The sequence below is a fragment of the Vibrio sp. 10N.261.52.C2 genome, from assembly GCF_041471425.1.
GTDB lineage: Bacteria > Pseudomonadota > Gammaproteobacteria > Enterobacterales > Vibrionaceae > Vibrio > Vibrio crassostreae_C.
The window spans coordinates 1-20,581 of record NZ_JBFROH010000048.1; the positions used below are offsets into that span (position 1 = coordinate 1).

Below are 20,581 nucleotides of genomic sequence, written 5' to 3' on the forward strand. Positions count from 1 at the left end.
TTGAATTACGCAACAAAGCCCCCTAAAATGCTCCCTTGAGGATATAATTGATCCAGCCAATAGTTACAGTCTCTCTCCGTACCTTGGATAGGCATTATCCATCCAGTTCTGCTGTAGATCTTTGGGGGTTCCGAGCCTTCTTCTTGCCCAGCACCCGATAACAAATACTGCTGTTTGAACAAATTGGCTTGCTCTAAAATCCGCTTGCTCGCGACGATAAATGCCGTGTTAGTCGCTTCTTCTTCTACCGTTTTGAATGCCGAAAGCACACCGACAATAAGAAAAAGAATAACCACTGTCCAAATAACAAAACGTGAGCTTTGTAGGTTATTTAGCATTCCCTAGCCTTTGATCGCATCCAACATTCCCCACATCGGCAAGAAGATACCTAGCGCCAAAATCAGCACCATGCCTGCAACGATGGTTAACAAAATGGGTTCAATTCTGGCGGTTAAGGTTTTCAGATCGTAATCGACTTCGCGGTCATAAAAATCAGCCACTTCAAGTAATAGCTCATCAATACGACCCGTCTCTTCACCGACGGAGATCATTTGTATCACGAGCGGTGTGAAAATTTCGCTGTTAATCGCGGTCGACGAAACCGTACTACCGGCTTCAATGGCCGATTTCATGGCTTGAACTCGCAACTCTAGAAAACGGTTATCTAAAGCTTCCGCCGAAAGCGCTAGCGACTGGTTCAGTGGAACACCCGCTTTAAGCATCAAAGCAAAAGTACGCGAGAAGCGTGACAACAGTGCTCGATTCACTACCCCGCCAATGACCGGCATTTTTAAGCGTAATCGATCCCACTTTTCCAAGCCTTTGTCTGTCTTCACCCAAGCTTTAAAAGCGAAGATAAAACCAAAGATCACTCCAAGCATTAAGCCCCAGTAATTCACAAAAAACTCAGACATACCAATCAAGATACGAGTAGGCAGCGGCAAGTCGACACCAAAGCGCGCAAACATGCTTGAGAACTGTGGAATAACCTTGATGTTAAGAATGAACATTGCAATCAAGATAAAACTGATCACGAATGTTGGGTAACGCATCGCAGTCTTAATTCGTTTGCGAGTCTCAACTTCTTGTTCGTAATATCCAGCTAATTGCAGTAAAGCCTGATCTAGACGGCCTGTGTTTTCACCAACGCCAATCATCGAGACAAACAACGGACTGAATACCTTTGGGTGCATCTGCATTGACGCCGCTAAGCCGCGACCATTGGTTAGCTCAGCAACCACCTCTTCCAAGGCGGCTTTCAGCTGCTTATTTTCGCAGTTTTGAGTGAGGCCTTTCATCGATCTTAATAGTGGTACACCCGCTTTGGTTAGGCTGTATAACTGTCGACAAAACAGAACCAACACCTCTAACGGTACACTCGGAAAGAACAGACTCGATACATCCATATCTAAGACTGAACCACCACTTTTGCCCAGTTTGATAGAGGTTGGAATGATCCCTTTACTCATCAAGCTTTCAGCAGCAAGATCTTCGTTATTCGCGTCTAATTGCCCACTTACTTGACTACCATCAGAGCTGCGACCTACATAACGATACGTTGGCATATCATTCTACCCCTACAGATAAATTGGGTCAGTGGCACCGGACGCATCACCTTCGCCAAGATGCATTATCTCATCAAGACTCACGACACCTTGCAGAGCCAATTCCATCGCAGAAGCCAATAACGGTTTATAGTTTTCAGACTGTCTCGCCTTTTGAGCAAAACCTACCGCATCATTAGCTCTCAGCGCATCCATCATGTTTTGCTCTAGCTCCAACATTTCAAATACACCAATTCGCCCGCGGTAACCGGTTAAGTTACAGTTCTGGCAACCACGGCCTTTCATAAACGGCACACCTACTTGGTTAGGGAAACGGACGCTCAGCCATTGCTTGCGAGGTTCATCTAACTCATCCTCAACCTTACAATCTGTACACACTTTACGAACTAATCGCTGTGCGACTACTGCTCGAACAGCGCTCGCGACCAAGTAACCCGGAGCACCCATATCCATCATACGCAACGCGCTGTCTACCGCATCATTGGTATGTAACGTACTTAATACTAAGTGGCCGGTCAGTGCAGCTCTCAAGCCTATCTCAACGGTTTCGTGGTCACGCATCTCACCGATAAGAATAATATCGGGATCCTGACGTAGAAAGGTTCTCAAGATAGTAGAGAAATCGAGATTGATCTTAGGGTTTACCTGAACTTGATTCACACGAGGTAGGCGGTATTCCACCGGGTCTTCCGCAGTAATGATCTTTTTACCCGGTTCGTTTAATTCACTTAACGCGCCGTATAAGGTTGTTGTTTTACCTGAGCCGGTTGGGCCGGTAACCAAAATCATGCCATGTGGACGGCGCAATTGTTGACGCAGACGAACCAACAGATCACTCGGTATGCCCGACTCTTCTAGTTTACGTAGGCCTGCTGACTGGTTAAGAAGACGCATAACCACTGATTCACCGTGCTGTACTGGCATGGTCGACATACGAATATCAACCGACTGACCTTTAGCTCGGATATTAAAGCGACCATCTTGAGGAAGACGTTTCTCTGAGATATCGAGGTTTGCCATCAGCTTCAAGCGCAGTACAAGTGCCGAAGCAATATTCACCTCATTCAGCAATGTTTCATGCAGCACACCATCAATACGCTGACGAAGACGCAATACGTTTGAATCTGGCTCGATATGAATATCCGAAGCGCCAACCTGAATAGCATCTTCAAATAGCGAGTTGATCAGCTTAACGACGGTAACTTCATCACTGTCTTCTTCAGCGATATCGAAATCAAAAGCATCATTAACTTGGTGTTCAGCGTGAAGTTGCTCAGCAAACGAGGCAATCTCTTTGGTTCTTCGATAATAGCGATCGAAGCCATCAACCAATTGCCTTTCTTGAGCAACAACGAATTCAAGCGCGTAATCGCCGAGCTGACCAAGCAAAGACTCTTGGGCAAACAGATCCGCAGGGTCACTCATTGCAACACGCAAAGTGTCACCTTGGCGTCCAATAACCAATGCACGAAGGCGACGAGCATGTACTTCGGGTAAAAGCTGTACTGCTTCAACATCGACAACGGCTCGGCTTAAATCAATAAGAGGAATCGCTAACTGCTGCGACAAAAAGCTCAGCATTTGCTGTTCTGACAAGAAGCCAAGCTCAATTAGCGCATCACCCAGCTTACGCCCAGTACTTTTCTGAGCGGCCAGTGCTTGTTCAACTTGAGCCTCAGTGATAATGCCTTCTTCGACAAGCAAATCACCAAGTCTTTTTCTTAATCTAATTTGCATCGCCGCTCTCCTCTAAAGCATTGAGTATTTTTAACCGGTCACGCACAAAGCTTTGTGATTGAGATGAGATACCGACTCTGGTTAACGCACCTTGATATGATTCTTTTGCTGCAGCGAAGTCTAACTGGCGTTCTTGCTGAATCGCTAAGCCCAACCACCAGCGAGCGTTATCTGAATCGACCTCAACCAACTTTTGGTAACTTTCCAATGCCACTTCTTCTTGCTGACTCTTTTGACTCAAGGCCGCACGCATCGCCAAATAATTTTGGGTAGGGTTCGGTGGTAAATGTATTAACGGACTTAAAGCCGCTTCTGATTGATTCGCTTTTACCAGCAGTTTTGATAACCCTAAACGCAGTTTTTCACTGTTGATGTTGAGCTTGATACCAGACTGATAAAGCTCATAGGCTTTGCGAGTATCGCCTTTACCAAAATAGAGAATCGCAAGTTTCTGACGGACATCTTCATTTCGTGGCGTGTAGCGTAGAGCTTCAGTGTAGCCCTTCAACGCACCAGTAAGATCGTTCGCATCAAGCGCTTTCTGAGCTCGACCTTGTGCATTCACAGATAGCTGTTCCGGAGTTAACTCAACCTGTTCGATCAACATTCCGCTATTTTCTGAATCACCAGAGGCTACAGGCTCATTAGAGATAGACGCAGGGGCTTTTTTTGCCACACTAGCAACGTAAATCGGTTGGGGAATTTCAGTCTTAGTCGTTTCAGGCACGCTTAGAGCTTTAGCCGGTGTTTGTTGTTTTGTCGCTTTTGGGGCAGACATAACAACTGATTCGGAAACACTAGGCTTAGATTGAGCGCTTTTTGCCATCGCAGTGTTTTCTGTTGAAAGGATCGCAGAGTCTAGTGTCACCAATTTCTTAGTTGGCGATGAGATAGGTTGAGCAACTTCCTGAATGCCATTTGAATCATCAACGACAGAGACTTGAACCTGTAAATATCGAGTTGAGATTGACTGCTCAACAATAGACTGATCAATCACAGGGCCTTGCGATATCGCCCAACCGCCCATCGCTAAGCTCAAAGTAAAACCTGCAACAACCCAAACTAGGGGGGAACGCGTTTTTACTTTAGGTACGACTGCCGCTTCAATCGAAGTCGCTGACTTTTTCTTTGCCAATTCAGACAAGGCGTTGTTAATGACGCTCATAATTAATTCCAACCCCACAGTATTGGCGTTTTAAATTTAGGCTTACACACATCGTACGTTTCATGCATAGCTGAAAAAAGATGTTGGTTGTCGATACTTTTCTTATCTTCACTGAACGAAAGCAATAGAGCCTTATGGCAAAGTTGGTTTATCAATCTAGGGATACCTAACGACGAACGACAGATCGCCTTTTTTTGATTCAAGCTGAATAACTCAGGACTGCCACCAGATTTAGCGATTCGATTATCAATATAAGCCACCGTTTCATCGAGATTCAGCGGTCTCAGTGTCGAACTAAATGTGATTCTTTGGCGAAACTGCCTTAGGTGATAAGCCTCTAATCGAGCATCCAATTCTGGCTGACCTAATAGAACAATCTGCAGCAGTTTTTTATCTTCCGTTTCAAGGTTACCAAACAACCTTAATGTTTCGAGCGCTTCATCCGATAGAGCCTGAGCTTCATCAAGAATAGCCACCACTCTTAAACCAGAATTGTGCAATTCAATGAGCTTATGCTGAATGTTATCAACCAAGGTTGCTTCATTATCGACAGCTAAACCAAGCTCTGTTGCAACCGCCTGGCGCAAGTCTGCTCCTGATAACACAGGGTTTGGTAAGTAGATCAGAGCTGTACAGTCATGTAGGTGATTGACCAACATCCGGCAAACCATGGTTTTTCCAGTGCCTACCTCTCCGGTCACCTTAATCACGCCCTCGCCCATTTCCAACGCCGAGATTACCGTCTGAATCGCTTCGAAATGAGGCGCTAAACCATAGAAGAAATCGGTATTCGGCGTTAAGGTAAATGGCAGTTGTTCAAAACCAAAGTGAGCTTGATACATACGACGACCTAGCTTAGTGAGACACTGCCACTCTATATTGAGAAAGTAAGCAATTACTCTTCATCAGGGAACCACTGCTGAAGAAGATCACGTGAACGCTCCAACTCATTTTGCCAAGTATTCACACCCACGATCGTTGGCTTAAGTAAGATCACGAGCTCAGTTTTTTGCGTTAACTGATTGGTATTACGGAACAAATGACCTAAGGCTGGAATATCACCGAGGAATGGAACTTTAGAGGTCACATCACTGGTGTTGGATTTCATCAAACCACCAATAACAACCACATCGCCATCTCGAGCTCGAATCACTGAGTCAGACTCACGAATAGAGCTTTTCGCCAAAGGAAGCTGCACCACACCCGTTGTAGAACCAAGGTTGAGCTCTTTCACTTCTTCCTCGACCTCAATAACGGCTGGGTGAACATGTAAGAATACGCTACCTTTATCATCTATCTGAGGGGTCACATCTAAGGAGATACCCGAAAAGAACGGAGTTAACTCAACCTCAGGTGCGACGTTCGCGTTGTCACCACTGCCTACCGCGCTAGATAAATCCGTCACGTAGTATTCGTCAGTACCCACTTTGATAACCGCTTTCTGGTTGTTTGCAGCTGTGACTCGTGGGCTTGATAGAACGTTCAGGTCACCTTGAGTATCCATAAAGCTCAATACCGCTTCAAAACTGCCATCTGAGATCGTTACGTTGGTTTGCCCGCCTAACAAAGAGCTGATCGCATCTAATGGAGGCAAAGTTCCACCAGGTCGATCAATTACCACACCGCCGCTGCCAATCGACTTAGATAAATTAGACCAGCTAATACCTTGTTGGTAACCATCACTCAAGGTTACTTCCATGATTTTGGCTTCTAGGATAACTTGACGCTGCAGGCGTTTTTGAGAAATACCTAAGAACTCTCGAACCTCACGAATTTCGTCAGGGTAAGCACGCACTGTAATCACACTCGCTTGCGGGGTCACGACAACGCTTTGCCCATCTCCCGAGCCAATTAAGTGAGCAACCGCCGCTTCAAGCTGTGGCCAAAAATCACTTTCAGAGGTCGTTTCAATCTCTGTACCACCATTCGATGTCGAGTTTGATGAATTAGAAGAGTTAGATGAATTTGACGAGTTTGAGTTCGAGTTTGAAGAGCTCGATGAATTCGAATCTGAGTTAGAGATCGTGCCGGTGGTGATCGTCGTTAGTGAGCGACCAGAACGCTTAACTTGTAAGTAATCGACAGGGATCGTTACGGTGCGAAGACCGGCAGGATAAACTTGAATCACTTTGCCACGCTTTTCAATATCGTAGCCATACATATCTTGAGCAACAGCCAGTACCTCATCTAACGTCACGTCCGTTAGATTAAGCGTAAGGTTTCCAGACACACTTGGGTGAATAGCCGCACTATATTCCGTACCTTTCACTAAGCTGGCAAAAAAAGTTCTCGCTTCAACGCCTTTTGCCTGAATACGAAAACGCTTAACCGTTTCCATCCCCGGAGACATCGAGTCAGAATTAAGCTGAGGCATAAGGTCATCTTGAACCGACGAAGGCAGCTCATGAAGCGCTCTGCTATTGGCTTCATTAATTGATTCGTTTAAAGACTCTTTAATCTCAACAGGATCTCTATGCCCCATCGAACAGCCGACTAAAGATGACACTAGGATTGCTACTACAAGTTTACGCATGTCTTCACTCTAACCTTAATTATTCTTAACATCTAAAGAGAACATCTCTAATTTCCACTGCTTAGAGCTTCTCTGCAGAGTGACGTATTCTGGATCTATGTTCTTAACTCGGTACCCTCTGATCGTTTCCCCTTGTCCGAGAATCTGACCATTCATAATCGCATAGCAAGGCGTATTTCCCTTACACACGATGCTTTCTAAAGAAGGCAAGCGATAACGAGTTGGTGCTTTCTTAGCAGGCGCCGTTTTCTGTTGAGGTGAAAGCCAGCCTAATGGCGCCGTGGGATCTTGCTCAGCCCACACAAAAGAGCTACTAAATAGCAAGGACAACAAAAGAGTTCTAACCACCGATAAACTCCTGTCTAGTACCTAATGTGTAAACCTCGAACACCAGTCGAGCTTTAGGATATTCTTCTACTGAGTATTCAAATGTGCGCCAGTAGTAACTCACAGGTAGAGACTCAAGTGCTTGAAGGTAAGCTGAGATATCAAAGTAACTGCCGGTTAGCTCCATTCTTACAGGGTGAAGAAAGTAGCCTGAATATTCGCTGGTCTCTTTATTGTTCGAAATCGCTTCTGGTTTTAATGACTCTAGCGATTCAAGCTTTAGTCCATTACCGGCGTTAAGAACGCTCTCCAGTAACTGCGACATTTGAGAAGGTGTGATTAATCCATCAACAATCTGAGAAAGCTGAAGAGAGAGATCTTGGCTCTCCACCAGCAGCTTTTTGTACTCTCGATTAATTTCTTTGTCTGGGTCTTTGTTTAACTGAGCTTGCAGAACAAGTAACTCACCTTGCTGCCTTTGATTCGATTGAGTCAGGCTGCTCGCCTTGGCATTTTTAGCTTGTAGATCGAGATACGCAGGCTCAACCAATAAGGTGAACAACAACATCGATAGGCCAACAAAACCACACACAAAAAGTAGCCATTTTTCTCTTTGACTTAATGCAAGAAACTTATCGCTCAGCTGGTTCCACTGCTGCATTATTTACTCTCCCGACGAGTACTTAGCTCAAACGTCACCACATCCTGATCATTACGGCCAATTTTTAGTTTTTCAAAAGTGCGTCCGACTAAATTAAGCTCACTTTTAAACTGACCAATCCAGTTCGGAACGACATTTGCGTTACGAGCCAAGCCACTAAGATCTAAAGTATCGTGGGTCATGTAGATGTGCGAAAGAGAAATGTCATTTCGGCCTAATTTAGCTAAGGAATTCATGACGCCAGAATACCCGACTTGTTGGGATTCGTCGTATTGTCCAACAGCCTTCAAAGCCTCTTTTTTAGCCTCAGTCTCACGTTTGAGACGCGCAACCGCCGCGACTTTCTCTGGAGACGGTTTATGCTGAGTTAACTTACTATTCAATTGGTTAACTTGCTTGTTAAGTTGATTCGAGTCTTGTTGCAGGGCTGTTAGCTCTTTATCTAGATTAGAAACTTGATACTGCATTGCGAAGTAACCACCAAGCATCAAAACACAAACTACTCCCCAGCTCGCAACAACATTGGTCAGCGTAAAATATTCTTTTTTAGGCTTAAGGTGTTCAGGGTAAAGATTGACCTTAAACGTCTCTTTTTCAGCTGCAAGTTTAAGCAACAAACTCTCTGAATTATCACGCTCACCTTCAACCAACAGTGAAACTGTCGAGCTCAATGTACTGTTTAAGGCACTTTGTAACTCTGCTTCATCTTCTTCGTCACAACAGATTTTAAGCTGGTGAAGCTGGGTGCCTTTAATTTGAGAAGAAAGGTAATCAATCGAGCGTTGAAGCTCTAAAGCGAGGCCATCTAACTGCAGAGCACTTGACGCAACACCCGTTAAAGGTGGCACAACACTGCGGATGGTTCTTTGAAAACAAACGGTATTTTCGACAAACGCACCCAATTTAAAGTGTGAATTGACGCTACGTTGTAAAAGAATGAAATTAGACAGTTCGCCTGCACTGTAACCCCAGATTTCATCTTCAGGAGCAACACCTATTAATTCAACCTGAGCCGAATTAGTGATATTCAAAAGCTTGTCCAACAGCTTTTTAGGCAGGACATATACTTGCAGCTTGTTCGACGTTGGTAACGCGACCGCACTCGCAGTAATTTCCGTGACTCTTTCTGAAACAAGATCTTTGAGTAAAAAAGGCAGTGCTACCGACCATTCACTCTCTGGAATGTCCGGTTTATCAATTTGGTAGGTTTGGTAGTAGTTAGCACAGACAATCAGTTGGACGCTATTACTGGTAAACGCCTCACTGCTAAGCGATTTTTTTAGCGCACTCTCCCAGTCCCCATTAACCACGGGAATGCTGGCTACTTGAGGATCTTGTTCTGTCGATGAAATATAAATGGCGTCATTGCCCAGCAAGACAACTTGCGAGCTACCTTTATTATTCGTTGGCTTTATTTTGTCTAAAATCGCTTTAAAATTCATTCTTAACTACTACTCTTACGCCATCGATTTCTTCGTCCAACTTTGACAACAGATTCCGCTTTCGCGGCTTTTTCTGCTTGATTAGGCAAAGGGATAATTTGTTGTTCTTCGTCGAAATATCTCCCTTGATAGCCGTTAATGCCTAACTCTATCAAGGTATTCTTTTCTTGTTTTGTCTCGACTCCAACGGCAATAACTTGAGTTGGAGAATCACCACACGCCCCAATTAAGCTTCGAACAAACAGTTGGTTCTCATGCCTTTGATCGATTTTCTTTATTAGGCTTCGATGAAGCTTAATATAACTAACCTTCAAATCCTTTATATAGTGAGTGCTAACAATGGTTCGCCCAGCTTGGCCAACCACAACTTTACACCCTAAACCTCGCAACATCTTTGCCACCGGTCTCATATAATCAAGATGAGCAATCAAGTGCCCTTCTGAAAATTCAAACGCAAGCTGAGAGCGGTGTTGAGCAGAGAGCTGTAACAACTCACTCCTAAACCACTTAAAGTGCTGTTTATTAGCAAACGGGGTAACATTCAGATTCACTGAATAGTTGATAGGTTGAGTTGATTCTTTCAACGATTTCAACACAACCTTTAGAACCGATTGGTCCATTTGAGCTTGATAACCCACTTGCTCTACCGCAGGCATAAATCGAGACGATTTCAATAAACCTTTGTCAGGATCCTGAATTCTAGTAAATATTTCTCTATGCAATTCATTAACTTGACCAGGTTCCGGCATAAGATAACACCGCTGAGCAAAGATTACTAAATTTTCAGGAAGCAGCGCTTTATCAAGTAATGTTCTCCAACGAACACTGCCTCTATCAAGCTCATTCTTATTCTCTTTCGGGTAACGGCTCCAGTTATTAATACGCTCTAACTGAGCACTCTTTAGTGCCGTTTCCGTTTCATCCATGATCTGGCTATGACGCTCACCTTCGGTATACATGGTCACACCAATATGACACCAGTTATCCGACTCTAAAGGCTCTGGCGGAGTTAGCTTATCTAACTGCCTTAAACACTGAGCAGCCAAGGTCGCAATATCTTTTGCGCCCTGATGAGGGATAAATACAGCAAAGTCCGCTTCGTAATAGCGAGAAAAAATGACATCGGGATAGCGTTGAACGATATTCGACAGTACTTCACCGACTTCAATAATAAAGCCGTCTGTGGTTTGCTTATCGTTAGCATCACTAACTTGCTCCCATTCGTCGATACGTATCAGTAACACACCGCCTCGAGCACCACTTTCATGCAGTGCCGATTCCAGCTTATTATCGAATAAAACTCGGTTTGCCGTTCCCGTGAGTTTATCTAGGAAAGTATGGGTACGAATAAAGGTATCAAAGCGACTTCGTTCTTGACGAGCATCTTGTAGCTCTTCAATCAATACATCTAAGGCTTCGCTTGCGGTATAAGGCCACTCTCGCTCATCTCCCTTTGCATGAGCTTCAACCTGACCGGCCAAGATCATTCTTCCTCGCTCTTCCAAGATTTCAGAACCCATGAGTTGTTCTTTCAACCAACGAACACCGCGAGCAAGACAGAACAGAACCAATGCGACAGCCAAAGTAATTGACCACATCGCTTCCATTGAGTAGTTGTAGCCAATATAAGGAGGAAGTGCTTTAAATTCGATTCGGTAGCCTTCATTACGCTCTAAAATGAAGCTTTTCTCATAAAGACGATTGGGATCAATTTGTGGGGAGGTATCTTTGAAACGATAAACGATGCCGGTCTTGTTCGAGAGTTTCATCTCAACAATATTGCTCGCCTGCAACATCTTAGGCATCCAACGCTGCATTGAATACGCGGCGTCAGGGTCTTCCATCTCTTTATCTACAACGTCGACAATGCCAACCAAATAATGGTCTAAATATTCCTGTCCAATACGCTTAAAGGAAAGTGTGCCACCAATAAAAAGAATGAACATCGCGCTGATCACTATCACGGTGACAAATGCGACCAATCGAGTGCTCAATTTTAGTGTCGGGGTATATCTCATGAATAACGAAATCCTTTTCAACTCACATTATACCGTATTGCTACTTATACTATAAATTGACGTTGTAAATAAAGCGTTAAGAATTGTAGGTAACAAAAAGCCGCGATGAACGCGGCTTTTTCCAATTTAATACTGTCTTTATAATATATTAAAAACAGGGATTAAAATGGGATGTCATCATCAAAATCCATTGGCGGCTCATTATATTGAGGTTGAGCCTGCTGAGGAGCTTGTTGAGGTGCTTTTGGCTGCTGTTGAGCGGGAGCACTGTATTGTTGTTGCTGTGGCTGCTGTGGCTGACCCCAACCACCTTGCTGTTGGTTGTTACCCATGCCACCTTGAGCAGGAGCACCACCTTGAGCACGGCCGCCAAGCATTTGCATTACACCATTGAAGCCTTGAACAACCACTTCAGTTGTGTAGCGATCTTGACCGCTTTGATCTTGCCATTTACGAGTTTGAAGTTGACCTTCAATGTAAACTTGAGAACCTTTACGTAGGTACTCACCAGCAACTTCCGCAAGCTTGCCAAACAGAGCAACACGGTGCCATTCTGTTTTTTCACGCTGCTCGCCAGTTGCTTTATCACGCCATGACTCTGACGTTGCAATGGTAATGTTCGCTACTGCGCCGCCATTTGGCATGTAACGAATTTCAGGGTCATTACCTAGGTTACCCACTAATATAACTTTGTTAACTCCACGGCTAGCCATGATTTGCTCCGTCTAAATTCATAGTCTCAGAAAATTTTAGCGCACAAGAATAGCATGCTTTTCTACAGTGATAAATCGCATTCCTATTCTCTCCTCACTACAAAGAATAAAAACGTAACAAATCATGATATTCAGAGCGATGTTGCTTTTTTCTCCACTTACAAACCACTCATTTACTTTGATAATTGATATTCAACGCAAGTCACTATCAAGGCGCTAGAGAAGCTAAAGCCTGCATGACAACGTGGAATCTAATCCCACTCAAACAGGACGTTTCAATGAGAAAATCAAGATACGCTCGCACTTTACACTTTCTGTGCATCGACCCAAACGATACCTATCTACATGTAAAAGAGATAGAAAAGCATTTATCTATTGTTCTCTACAAAATGACACCCGACGAATTAATGCTAGTTGATAGAAAGCGGAGTAACCGGATCTTGCTCGTCGATTACAGAGAGGTACCACAACTACTGATTATTTGTCCTAACCTGACTGTTATGTGGAAAAATCACGAAATCATTTTATTCAATGTCCCCCAGCAACTTCCAACCTCAGAGCTTCTTACCTATGGGGTACTAAAAGGACTCTTTTACAACACTGAACAAAAGGACAAGATTGCTCGTGGTCTTCAAGAAGTCATTGATGGCGATAACTGGCTGCCAAGGAAGGTAACCAATCAACTGTTGTTTTATTATCGCAATATGGTCAATACCAACACCACACCAACCAATGTTGATTTAACCATTCGTGAGATCCAGGTGATTCGCTGTCTTCAATCCGGGTCTTCAAACACACAAATCGCCGATGACTTGTTTATTAGTGAGTTCACGGTTAAATCTCACCTCTATCAAATATTCCGTAAGCTTGCGGTAAAAAATAGAGTTCAAGCGATAGCATGGGCAAACCAGAACCTGCTTGCATAATCGACCCACCTCTTAGTCTGACGATAATTTTGAGGGAAGCTCTAGTAAACCATGGCTATTGTTGCTGAATTTTCGACATAACTTATGCTAGAGTTGCCCTCAGAAATATCAACCACTCAGGTTGAATCAATAATTATTATAGATAAAGGGTCTTATCATGATCAAAAAGTGCCTTTTCCCGGCAGCTGGCTACGGTACACGTTTTTTACCTGCAACCAAGTCAATGCCTAAAGAAATGATGCCTGTAGTAAACAAACCTCTAATTGAATACGGTGTAGAGGAAGCTATCGAAGCTGGTATGGATGGAATGTGCATCGTTACTGGACGTGGTAAGCACTCGATCATGGATCACTTTGATAAAAACTACGAGCTTGAGCACCAGATTAGCGGCACCAATAAAGAAGACCTATTGGTTAATATCCGTGAAACGATTGAAGCGGCAAACTTCACCTACATTCGTCAACGTGAGATGAAAGGCCTTGGCCATGCTATTTTAACGGGTCGCGAACTTGTAGGCGATGAACCGTTCGCAGTAGTACTTGCTGATGACCTTTGTGTGAACGAGCAACAAGGCGTGCTAGCTCAGATGGTTGCGCTATACAAACAGTTCCGCTGTTCTATTGTTGCTGTACAAGAAGTTCCAGAAGAAGAGACTCACAAGTACGGTGTTATCTCTGGCGAAATGATCAAAGATGACCTTTTCCGAGTTGATGACATGGTAGAGAAGCCAGAGCAAGGTACAGCACCAAGCAACCTAGCGATCATTGGTCGTTATATTCTGACTCCAGATATCTTTGAATTAATCGAGCAGACAGAACCAGGTAAAGGCGGCGAAATCCAGATCACTGATGCATTGCTAAAACAGGCAAAAGCAGGCTGTGTATTGGCTTACAAATTTAAAGGCCAACGTTTTGACTGTGGTAGTGTTGAAGGCTATATCGAAGCAACAAACTACTGCTTCGAAAACCTATACAAGAAAGACCAGCAGCAAATCGAGCTAGGTAAACACTCGACCAAGAAAGAAGCATAACGACTGGTTAATCACTAACGTTACTGATTTTAGAAAGGGCGACTCTTTGAGTCGCCCTTTTTGTTTACTGTTTTTTTATCCAGTAAAACTTTGCACAAATCTCACTCTATGTAATACTTTAGCCACTTAAAATTACATGGTCTATTGAGATGGATAAAATAGAAATTAGAGGCGCTCGTACGCATAACCTCAAAGACGTCAACCTAACCATTCCACGTGACAAACTGACTGTCATCACCGGATTATCGGGTTCAGGAAAGTCGTCACTTGCGTTTGACACACTCTACGCAGAAGGTCAGCGTCGTTATGTTGAATCTCTGTCTGCTTACGCTCGTCAATTTCTATCTCTTATGGAAAAGCCTGATGTCGACCATATTGAAGGTCTATCTCCAGCTATCTCAATAGAACAAAAATCGACTTCACATAACCCTCGCTCAACCGTCGGTACCATTACCGAAGTCTATGATTACCTCAGATTATTGTATGCGCGAGTAGGCGAACCTCGCTGTCCAGACCACAACATCCCTCTAGCAGCACAAACCATCAGTCAAATGGTCGATAAGGTCTTAGAACTGCCTGAAGGCTCAAAGATGATGTTGATGGCACCGATTGTCAAAGAGCGCAAAGGTGAGCATGTTAAAACACTGGAAAACTTAGCTGCGCAAGGCTTTATCCGAGCCCGAATTGATGGTGAAACCTGTGATCTATCCGATCCACCAGCACTTGAACTTCATAAGAAGCACACCATTGAAGTTGTGGTAGACAGATTCAAGGTTCGTCCTGATCTTCAACAGCGTTTAGCCGAGTCATTCGAGACCACATTAGAGCTCTCTGGCGGTATCGCTGTCGTCGGCTGGATGGACGAAACGGATCAAGAAGAGATCGTATTCTCTGCTAACTTCGCTTGTCCTAAATGTGGTTACAGCATGCAAGAGCTTGAGCCTCGCCTGTTCTCATTTAATAACCCGGCAGGAGCATGTGGTACGTGTGATGGTCTTGGTGTTCAACAGTATTTTGATCCAAGCCGAGTGATTTTAGATGAGAACCTAAGCATTGCTGAAGGTGCGATAAAAGGTTGGGATCAAAAGAACTACTACTATTTCCAAATGCTAACGTCGCTGTCAGAACATTATGGTTTTGATCTGTATGCGCCATTTAATTCTCTACCGAAAAAGACTCAAGAGATCATTCTAAAAGGATCAGGTCGTACTGAAGTGGAATTCAAGTACATCAATGACCGAGGTGATATTCGGGTTAAGCGTCATCCATTTGAGGGCATTTTAAATACCTTGGAGCGCCGTTACCGTGATACTGAATCGAGCGCAGTGCGTGAAGATCTTGCTAAATACATCTCAACCAAATCGTGCTCTAGCTGTGATGGCACTCGCCTGAGATTAGAAGCTCGTAATGTTTTCATTGGTGATACAACACTTCCGGAAATCGTTGAACTTAGCATTGCTGACGCACTACAATTTTTCCAAGAATTGAAGCTAGACGGTCAACGTGGGCAGATCGCAGATAAAGTGATGAAAGAGATCAATGATCGTCTGCATTTCTTAGTCAACGTTGGTTTGAACTACCTTAACCTATCACGCAGTGCTGAAACGCTGTCTGGTGGTGAGGCGCAACGTATTCGTTTGGCGAGCCAAATCGGTGCCGGTTTAGTTGGCGTTATGTATGTACTTGATGAGCCATCAATTGGTCTCCACCAGCGCGATAATGAACGTCTATTGCAAACCTTAATTCACCTGAGAGACTTAGGTAATACGGTACTTGTTGTGGAACATGACGAAGATGCAATTCGTTGTGCTGACCATGTTATCGATATCGGTCCAGGAGCAGGGGTGCACGGTGGTCACGTGGTGGCAGAAGGTACCATGCAAGACATCATCGAAAACCCGAACTCTTTGACAGGCCAATACCTGAGCGGTGCTAAAGAAATTGCAGTGCCTGAAAAGAGAACGCCTATCGACAAGAAAAAGGTCGTCGAGATCGTTGGCGCAACGGGGAACAACCTAAAGAATGTGACCGCGACAATTCCTGTTGGCTTGTTCAGTTGTATTACGGGCGTATCAGGTTCGGGTAAATCAACGCTTATCAACGATACCTTCTTTAAAGTCGCCCACACTCAATTAAACGGTGCCACGACTGCAGTTCCAGCAAAGCACAAAAAGATTAAAGGGTTAGAACATTTTGATAAGGTAATCGACATAGATCAAAGCCCTATCGGTCGTACACCAAGATCAAACCCTGCGACCTACACAGGGATTTTCACCCCTATTCGTGAACTATTCGCGGGCACTCAGGAATCACGTTCTCGTGGTTACAAGCCAGGTCGATTCAGCTTTAACGTTCGTGGTGGTCGTTGTGAGGCTTGTCAGGGAGACGGCGTAATCAAGGTAGAGATGCACTTCTTACCCGATGTGTATGTGCCTTGTGATGTGTGTAAAGGTAAGCGCTATAACCGTGAGACTCTAGAGGTCCGCTACAAAGGTAAAACCATTGACGAAGTTCTAGAGATGACTGTGGAAGATGCTCGTGAATACTTCAACCCGGTACCTGTTATCGCTCGTAAACTGCAAACTTTAATGGACGTTGGCCTCTCTTACATTCGCTTAGGGCAAGCAGCTACAACCTTATCTGGTGGTGAAGCTCAGCGTGTTAAATTAGCGCGTGAACTGTCTAAACGAGACACGGGAAAAACCTTATACATTCTCGATGAGCCAACAACAGGCCTTCATTTCCACGATATCCAGCAGCTACTGACGGTATTACATAGACTGCGTGATCACGGTAATACAGTTGTCGTGATTGAGCACAACCTAGATGTCGTTAAAACAGCAGACTGGATCCTAGATCTTGGCCCAGAAGGTGGGCAAGGTGGTGGTGAGATTGTTGCAGAGGGTACACCTGAAGATGTGGCGTTAGTCGAAGGTTCACACACTGCTCGCTTCCTTAAGCCTATGTTAAATTTGAAGTAGGTGTAAAATAGCGCCCTGCGGGCAGACAGAAAAATGTTAAAGTAACAGAGCTTGTTTCAGAAGGAACAAGCTCTGTTTTTATAAGGTTAGGGATTTATGGCAACAATACACACTAGCGGTACTCAGCTAGAAAATCAGGTCACTCAGCTACCACTCAACAAAGCATTTCTGGCTTCTTTAGCTGTTGTATTCTTGTTAGCTATGCATTTTTTTATGCCGAATCCTGGTGGTTCGGGCCTTGCTCTATCCTTTAACCCTACCACTTGGCTAGCGCTAAGCTTCACGCTAGCGATTGGCTTTTACCAACTCGCGACCAATCGAGTACTCAAGTATTCCAAATTAACAATTGGCTTGTTGATTAGCTGCATCATACTCACACTACCCATTTTATACAGCAATGCTGCACCTCAAGGAGCGTCAGGACGCTTGCTTGGATTGTGGACGGGCTTTGCCTTATTAGTGGTGCTGCAGCAATTTAAGTTCAGCAATAAACACAAGCAACGTATGTTGTGGTTCATTGTACTTGCTGTTGTTATACAAGCACTATTTGGCTATGTGCAATATTTCTTATTAGAACCTGGCAACCTATTTGGCTACAACACTGCTGCAAACCGACCATATGGGATATTTCAACAACCGAATGTAATGGCAAGCTTTCTTGCTACTGGTTTTGTGCTGTCCGCTTACCTTTTAGCAAGGCAGCCGGCTAAATATAACCATAAGATCAGCGAATCATTCCTACTGTATTTAACTCCAACCTTAACCGTGCCCTTGCTGATCATCATTGCATCACGTACCGGATGGTTGGCCGCTGTCATTGGGTTTATCTGCATTCTGCCCTATCTATACAAGTTCTCGACCAAGAAACGCTTCTACGGATGGTGCGCATCAGTGCTCGTCGGTGTCGTCGTCGCTTTTTCGGTGATCAGCCTAAGTGCGACTGATAGCCTCGCTAACAAGAAAGCGAACCTAGAAAGCCCGCGCGCTTATACGTTCCCGCAAGCTTTAGATATGATGATCGAAAAGCCATTTACAGGTTATGGTTACGGGAAATTTGAGTCTGAATACACGCTATACACAGCTCGCCAGCATCAACTCAACCCAAATTATCATCCCGGCCTTCCTTCAATGGATCACCCGCACAATGAATTCCTGTTTTGGGGGGTTGAAGGCGGAATAGTACCAATCATCGGGATATTGCTTGCTGCGTTCTTAGTCATGTCACGTATAGCAAACTCAGCGAAGGGAACACGTCTAGCCCTGCTCGCACTATTTATACCGATACTCTTACATTCTCAGCTCGAGTACCCTTTTTACCACTCAGCGATTCACTGGATAACCTTTATCATTTTGATTTACTGGGTCGATCAACGAGCTTCTCGTCACTATCAACAGCCGTTTAGTATCGTTAGTAAAACCCTGTTTAGAGTGTCTAGCTTGGTGGTTCCGATCTTGGTGAGTTTCTATATGTTGAGCGCCCTGCACACCAACTATGTACTGACTAAGTTTGAACTGTCTAAGCCGAAAAATCCGGACATTCTTAAGCAGGTAACGAACCCAGTGGTGTGGAAAGATCGCTACGATTGGGATATATACAGCACTTACCTTAATATCGGCCTCTACAAAGCCGACCCGAGCCTTATACAGCCTTACATCGATTGGTCACTGGAGATCATTAAGAGCAAACCAAGACCGGCTTTCTACAGCAATCTGATTCTGGCGTATCAAGGCCTAGGAGAAGAAAGTAAAGCAGAGCAAATTCGTAGCGAAGCGAACTTTTTATTCCCTAACAGAGACTTTTCAAAGGTTCAGTATAAGAAAGTGTCACAAGCAGAAGATAACGTTTCGTCTGCAGAATAATGTTAAGAATTCGCAACGCAAGCTTCACTTAGTAGGCAGTAGGAGCTTGGGGTAGATACAAAAAAGCGCACGATCTCTCGTGCGCTTTTCTTTTTAATTTCAGTTCATGCAGCTACTTCAAAACATCTTTTAGCGCTTTTAGGCACAACGCGACATTCTCTTTACGAGCACCGTAACCCATTAGGCCGATACGCCATGCCTTACCAGCCAAAGAGCCAAGCCCAGCACCGATTTCAAGATTATATTCTTCTAAAAGCTGCGTTCTGATCTTAGCCTCATCAATTCCTTCTGGGAAATAAAGTGCATTAAGCTGCGGCAGGCGGCTCTCTTCATCAACCACAAACTTTAACCCTAGAGCTTCTACGCCTTCTTTAAGCTCTTGGTGCATCGCATGATGACGAGACCACGCATTATCTAAGCCTTCATTTTTCAACAAAACCAGCGACTCATGCAGAGCATAAAGGCTGTTCACGGGTGCGGTATGGTGGTAGCTACGCTTACCTTCTCCACTCCAGTAACCTAATACTAAACTTTGATCCAAAAACCAGCTTTGCACTGGTGCTTTACGGGCTTTCATTTTATCAACCGCACGCTGAGAGAAAGTCACTGGAGATAGCCCTGGCACACAAGACAGACACTTTTGGCTGCCAGAATAAACCGCATCAAGCTGCCACTCATCAACCAGCAATGGCACACCACCTAATGATGTCACTGCATCAACAATCGTTAACGCATCAAACTGACGAGCGACAGCAGAGATAGCTTGAGCATCAGATAACGCTCCGGTTGATGTCTCTGCATGCACAAATGCAACAGCAACGGCATCGGGGTTTTCTGCCAATGCTTGTTCTACCTTTTCAACTGAAACGGGCTTGCCCCATTCGTCATCAACAAGGATGGCTTCGCCACCACAACGCACCACGTTTTCTCGCATACGCTCACCGAAGACCCCGTTACGACAAACAATCACCTTTTCACCAGGCTCAATCAAGTTAACAAAACAGGTCTCCATACCCGCACTGCCCGGTGCAGAAACGGCAATCGTAAATTCGTTTTCAGTCTGAAAAGCGTATTTAAGAAGCTGTTTAAGCTCGTCCATCATCGCAATAAACAGCGGATCTAAGTGACCTATGGTTGGACGGCTCAAAGCCTGTAACACTTGAGGTGAGATATCTGAAGGACCAGGTCCCATTAACGTTCGGTGTGGTGGATAAAAGCTATCGATAGCAGTAGTGAGTGGTAAATTAGACATGTACATCCCTTACGTTAATGTTGTGAACAATCCACCCTAAAGCAAATTGATTACCTCAGCAATTAGCCATAAGTATTGAGGTCAAACCACTGTCACATAATTGTTAAAATTATTTTTCAATTATCTCAAGTTACGGATTGACATTGTTACCACAAAAACGTTCAATGAAACGGCTATCTAGCAGAAGAGGAGCACTGCCCAGGCAGATGTTTTGTGGAACCGCATTTCCAATACAAAACATTTATGGGGAGCAGTGCCGAGATAATAAAAGGATGCAGGACCTTTATTATCGGTTGAGCGGGCTGAATCCCTTCAACTGTCGCCATTTCTATATGGTGAAGAGCTTCTGAGGTTACTATTCTAATAATTCC

The 20,581-nt window shown here is 44.3% G+C and carries 15 protein-coding genes, 1 pseudogene and 1 riboswitch; of the genes and pseudogenes, 4 read left to right on the plus strand and 12 right to left on the minus strand.

Going from position 1 to position 20,581, the window contains the following annotated elements; translation table 11 throughout:
* Nucleotides 1-20: 20 nt before the first annotated feature.
* The 11 genes and pseudogenes from AB4307_RS17610 to AB4307_RS17660 all read right to left on the minus strand — a co-directional run.
* Nucleotides 21-338 (minus strand): annotated as a pseudogene (locus tag AB4307_RS17610) (MSHA biogenesis protein MshF); the annotation flags it as partial.
* A 3-nt stretch (nt 339-341) separates the two neighbouring features.
* Nucleotides 342-1,565 carry a type II secretion system F family protein gene (locus tag AB4307_RS17615; RefSeq protein ID WP_372132804.1) on the minus strand — a complete coding sequence of 408 codons (1,224 nt, stop codon included), beginning with the start codon at nt 1,563-1,565 and terminating at the stop codon, nt 342-344.
* A gap of 12 nt (nt 1,566-1,577) precedes the next feature.
* Entirely contained in the window at nt 1,578-3,302 is a 1,725-nt protein-coding gene (mshE, locus tag AB4307_RS17620; protein WP_017061350.1) for an MSHA fimbrial ATPase MshE, read from the minus strand.
* Nucleotides 3,292-4,467 (minus strand): tetratricopeptide repeat protein, encoded by a 1,176-nt coding sequence (locus tag AB4307_RS17625; RefSeq protein ID WP_372132807.1) that lies wholly within the window; start codon nt 4,465-4,467, stop codon nt 3,292-3,294. The genes mshE and AB4307_RS17625 overlap by 11 nt, the downstream gene beginning before the upstream one ends.
* 2 nt (nt 4,468-4,469) lie before the next feature.
* The gene (locus AB4307_RS17630; RefSeq protein ID WP_017061348.1) at nt 4,470-5,309 is read right to left on the minus strand and encodes an ExeA family protein; all 840 of its coding nucleotides are present in this window, start codon (nt 5,307-5,309) and stop codon (nt 4,470-4,472) included.
* Between the two features lie 53 nt (nt 5,310-5,362).
* On the minus strand, nt 5,363-7,000 hold the full coding sequence (gene mshL / locus AB4307_RS17635; RefSeq protein ID WP_017065932.1) for a pilus (MSHA type) biogenesis protein MshL: 1,638 nt from the start codon (nt 6,998-7,000) through the stop codon (nt 5,363-5,365).
* A gap of 15 nt (nt 7,001-7,015) precedes the next feature.
* On the minus strand, nt 7,016-7,348 hold the full coding sequence (locus AB4307_RS17640; protein WP_372132810.1) for an MSHA biogenesis protein MshK: 333 nt from the start codon (nt 7,346-7,348) through the stop codon (nt 7,016-7,018).
* Complete coding sequence (locus AB4307_RS17645; protein WP_017061345.1) at nt 7,341-7,988, minus strand: type IV pilus inner membrane component PilO; 648 nt, start codon at nt 7,986-7,988, stop codon at nt 7,341-7,343. The genes AB4307_RS17640 and AB4307_RS17645 overlap by 8 nt, the downstream gene beginning before the upstream one ends.
* Nucleotides 7,988-9,430: an MSHA biogenesis protein MshI gene (locus tag AB4307_RS17650; RefSeq protein WP_017065934.1), complete on the minus strand. Its 1,443-nt coding sequence runs from the start codon at nt 9,428-9,430 to the stop codon at nt 7,988-7,990. Before AB4307_RS17650 ends, AB4307_RS17645 begins: the two co-directional genes overlap by 1 nt.
* 2 nt (nt 9,431-9,432) lie before the next feature.
* Nucleotides 9,433-11,448, minus strand: a complete 2,016-nt coding sequence (gene csrD / locus AB4307_RS17655) for an RNase E specificity factor CsrD (protein WP_372132812.1) — start codon at nt 11,446-11,448, stop codon at nt 9,433-9,435.
* A 161-nt stretch (nt 11,449-11,609) separates the two neighbouring features.
* Nucleotides 11,610-12,161, minus strand: coding sequence for a single-stranded DNA-binding protein (locus AB4307_RS17660; protein WP_017062970.1), 552 nt, complete (start codon nt 12,159-12,161; stop codon nt 11,610-11,612).
* A 278-nt stretch (nt 12,162-12,439) separates the two neighbouring features.
* Between AB4307_RS17660 and AB4307_RS17665 the strand changes: the two genes are divergently transcribed.
* The 4 genes from AB4307_RS17665 to AB4307_RS17680 all read left to right on the plus strand — a co-directional run bounded on the left by AB4307_RS17665 (nt 12,440) and on the right by AB4307_RS17680 (nt 18,958).
* On the plus strand, nt 12,440-13,087 hold the full coding sequence (locus AB4307_RS17665) for a LuxR C-terminal-related transcriptional regulator (protein ID WP_029235092.1): 648 nt from the start codon (nt 12,440-12,442) through the stop codon (nt 13,085-13,087).
* A 157-nt stretch (nt 13,088-13,244) separates the two neighbouring features.
* Nucleotides 13,245-14,117, plus strand: coding sequence for a UTP--glucose-1-phosphate uridylyltransferase GalU (gene galU / locus AB4307_RS17670; protein WP_017061340.1), 873 nt, complete (start codon nt 13,245-13,247; stop codon nt 14,115-14,117).
* Between the two features lie 149 nt (nt 14,118-14,266).
* Nucleotides 14,267-17,098, plus strand: coding sequence for an excinuclease ABC subunit UvrA (uvrA, locus tag AB4307_RS17675; RefSeq protein WP_017061339.1), 2,832 nt, complete (start codon nt 14,267-14,269; stop codon nt 17,096-17,098).
* A 96-nt stretch (nt 17,099-17,194) separates the two neighbouring features.
* A complete protein-coding gene (locus AB4307_RS17680; RefSeq protein ID WP_372132815.1) occupies nt 17,195-18,958 on the plus strand; it encodes a PglL family O-oligosaccharyltransferase in 1,764 nt (587 codons plus the stop codon).
* 112 nt (nt 18,959-19,070) lie between these two features.
* Here the strand turns inward: AB4307_RS17680 and AB4307_RS17685 are convergent, their stop codons facing one another.
* The gene (locus AB4307_RS17685) at nt 19,071-20,210 is read right to left on the minus strand and encodes a pyridoxal-phosphate-dependent aminotransferase family protein (RefSeq protein ID WP_017061337.1); all 1,140 of its coding nucleotides are present in this window, start codon (nt 20,208-20,210) and stop codon (nt 19,071-19,073) included.
* Between the two features lie 176 nt (nt 20,211-20,386).
* Nucleotides 20,387-20,564, plus strand: a riboswitch (Lysine riboswitch).
* Nucleotides 20,565-20,581 lie beyond the last annotated feature (17 nt).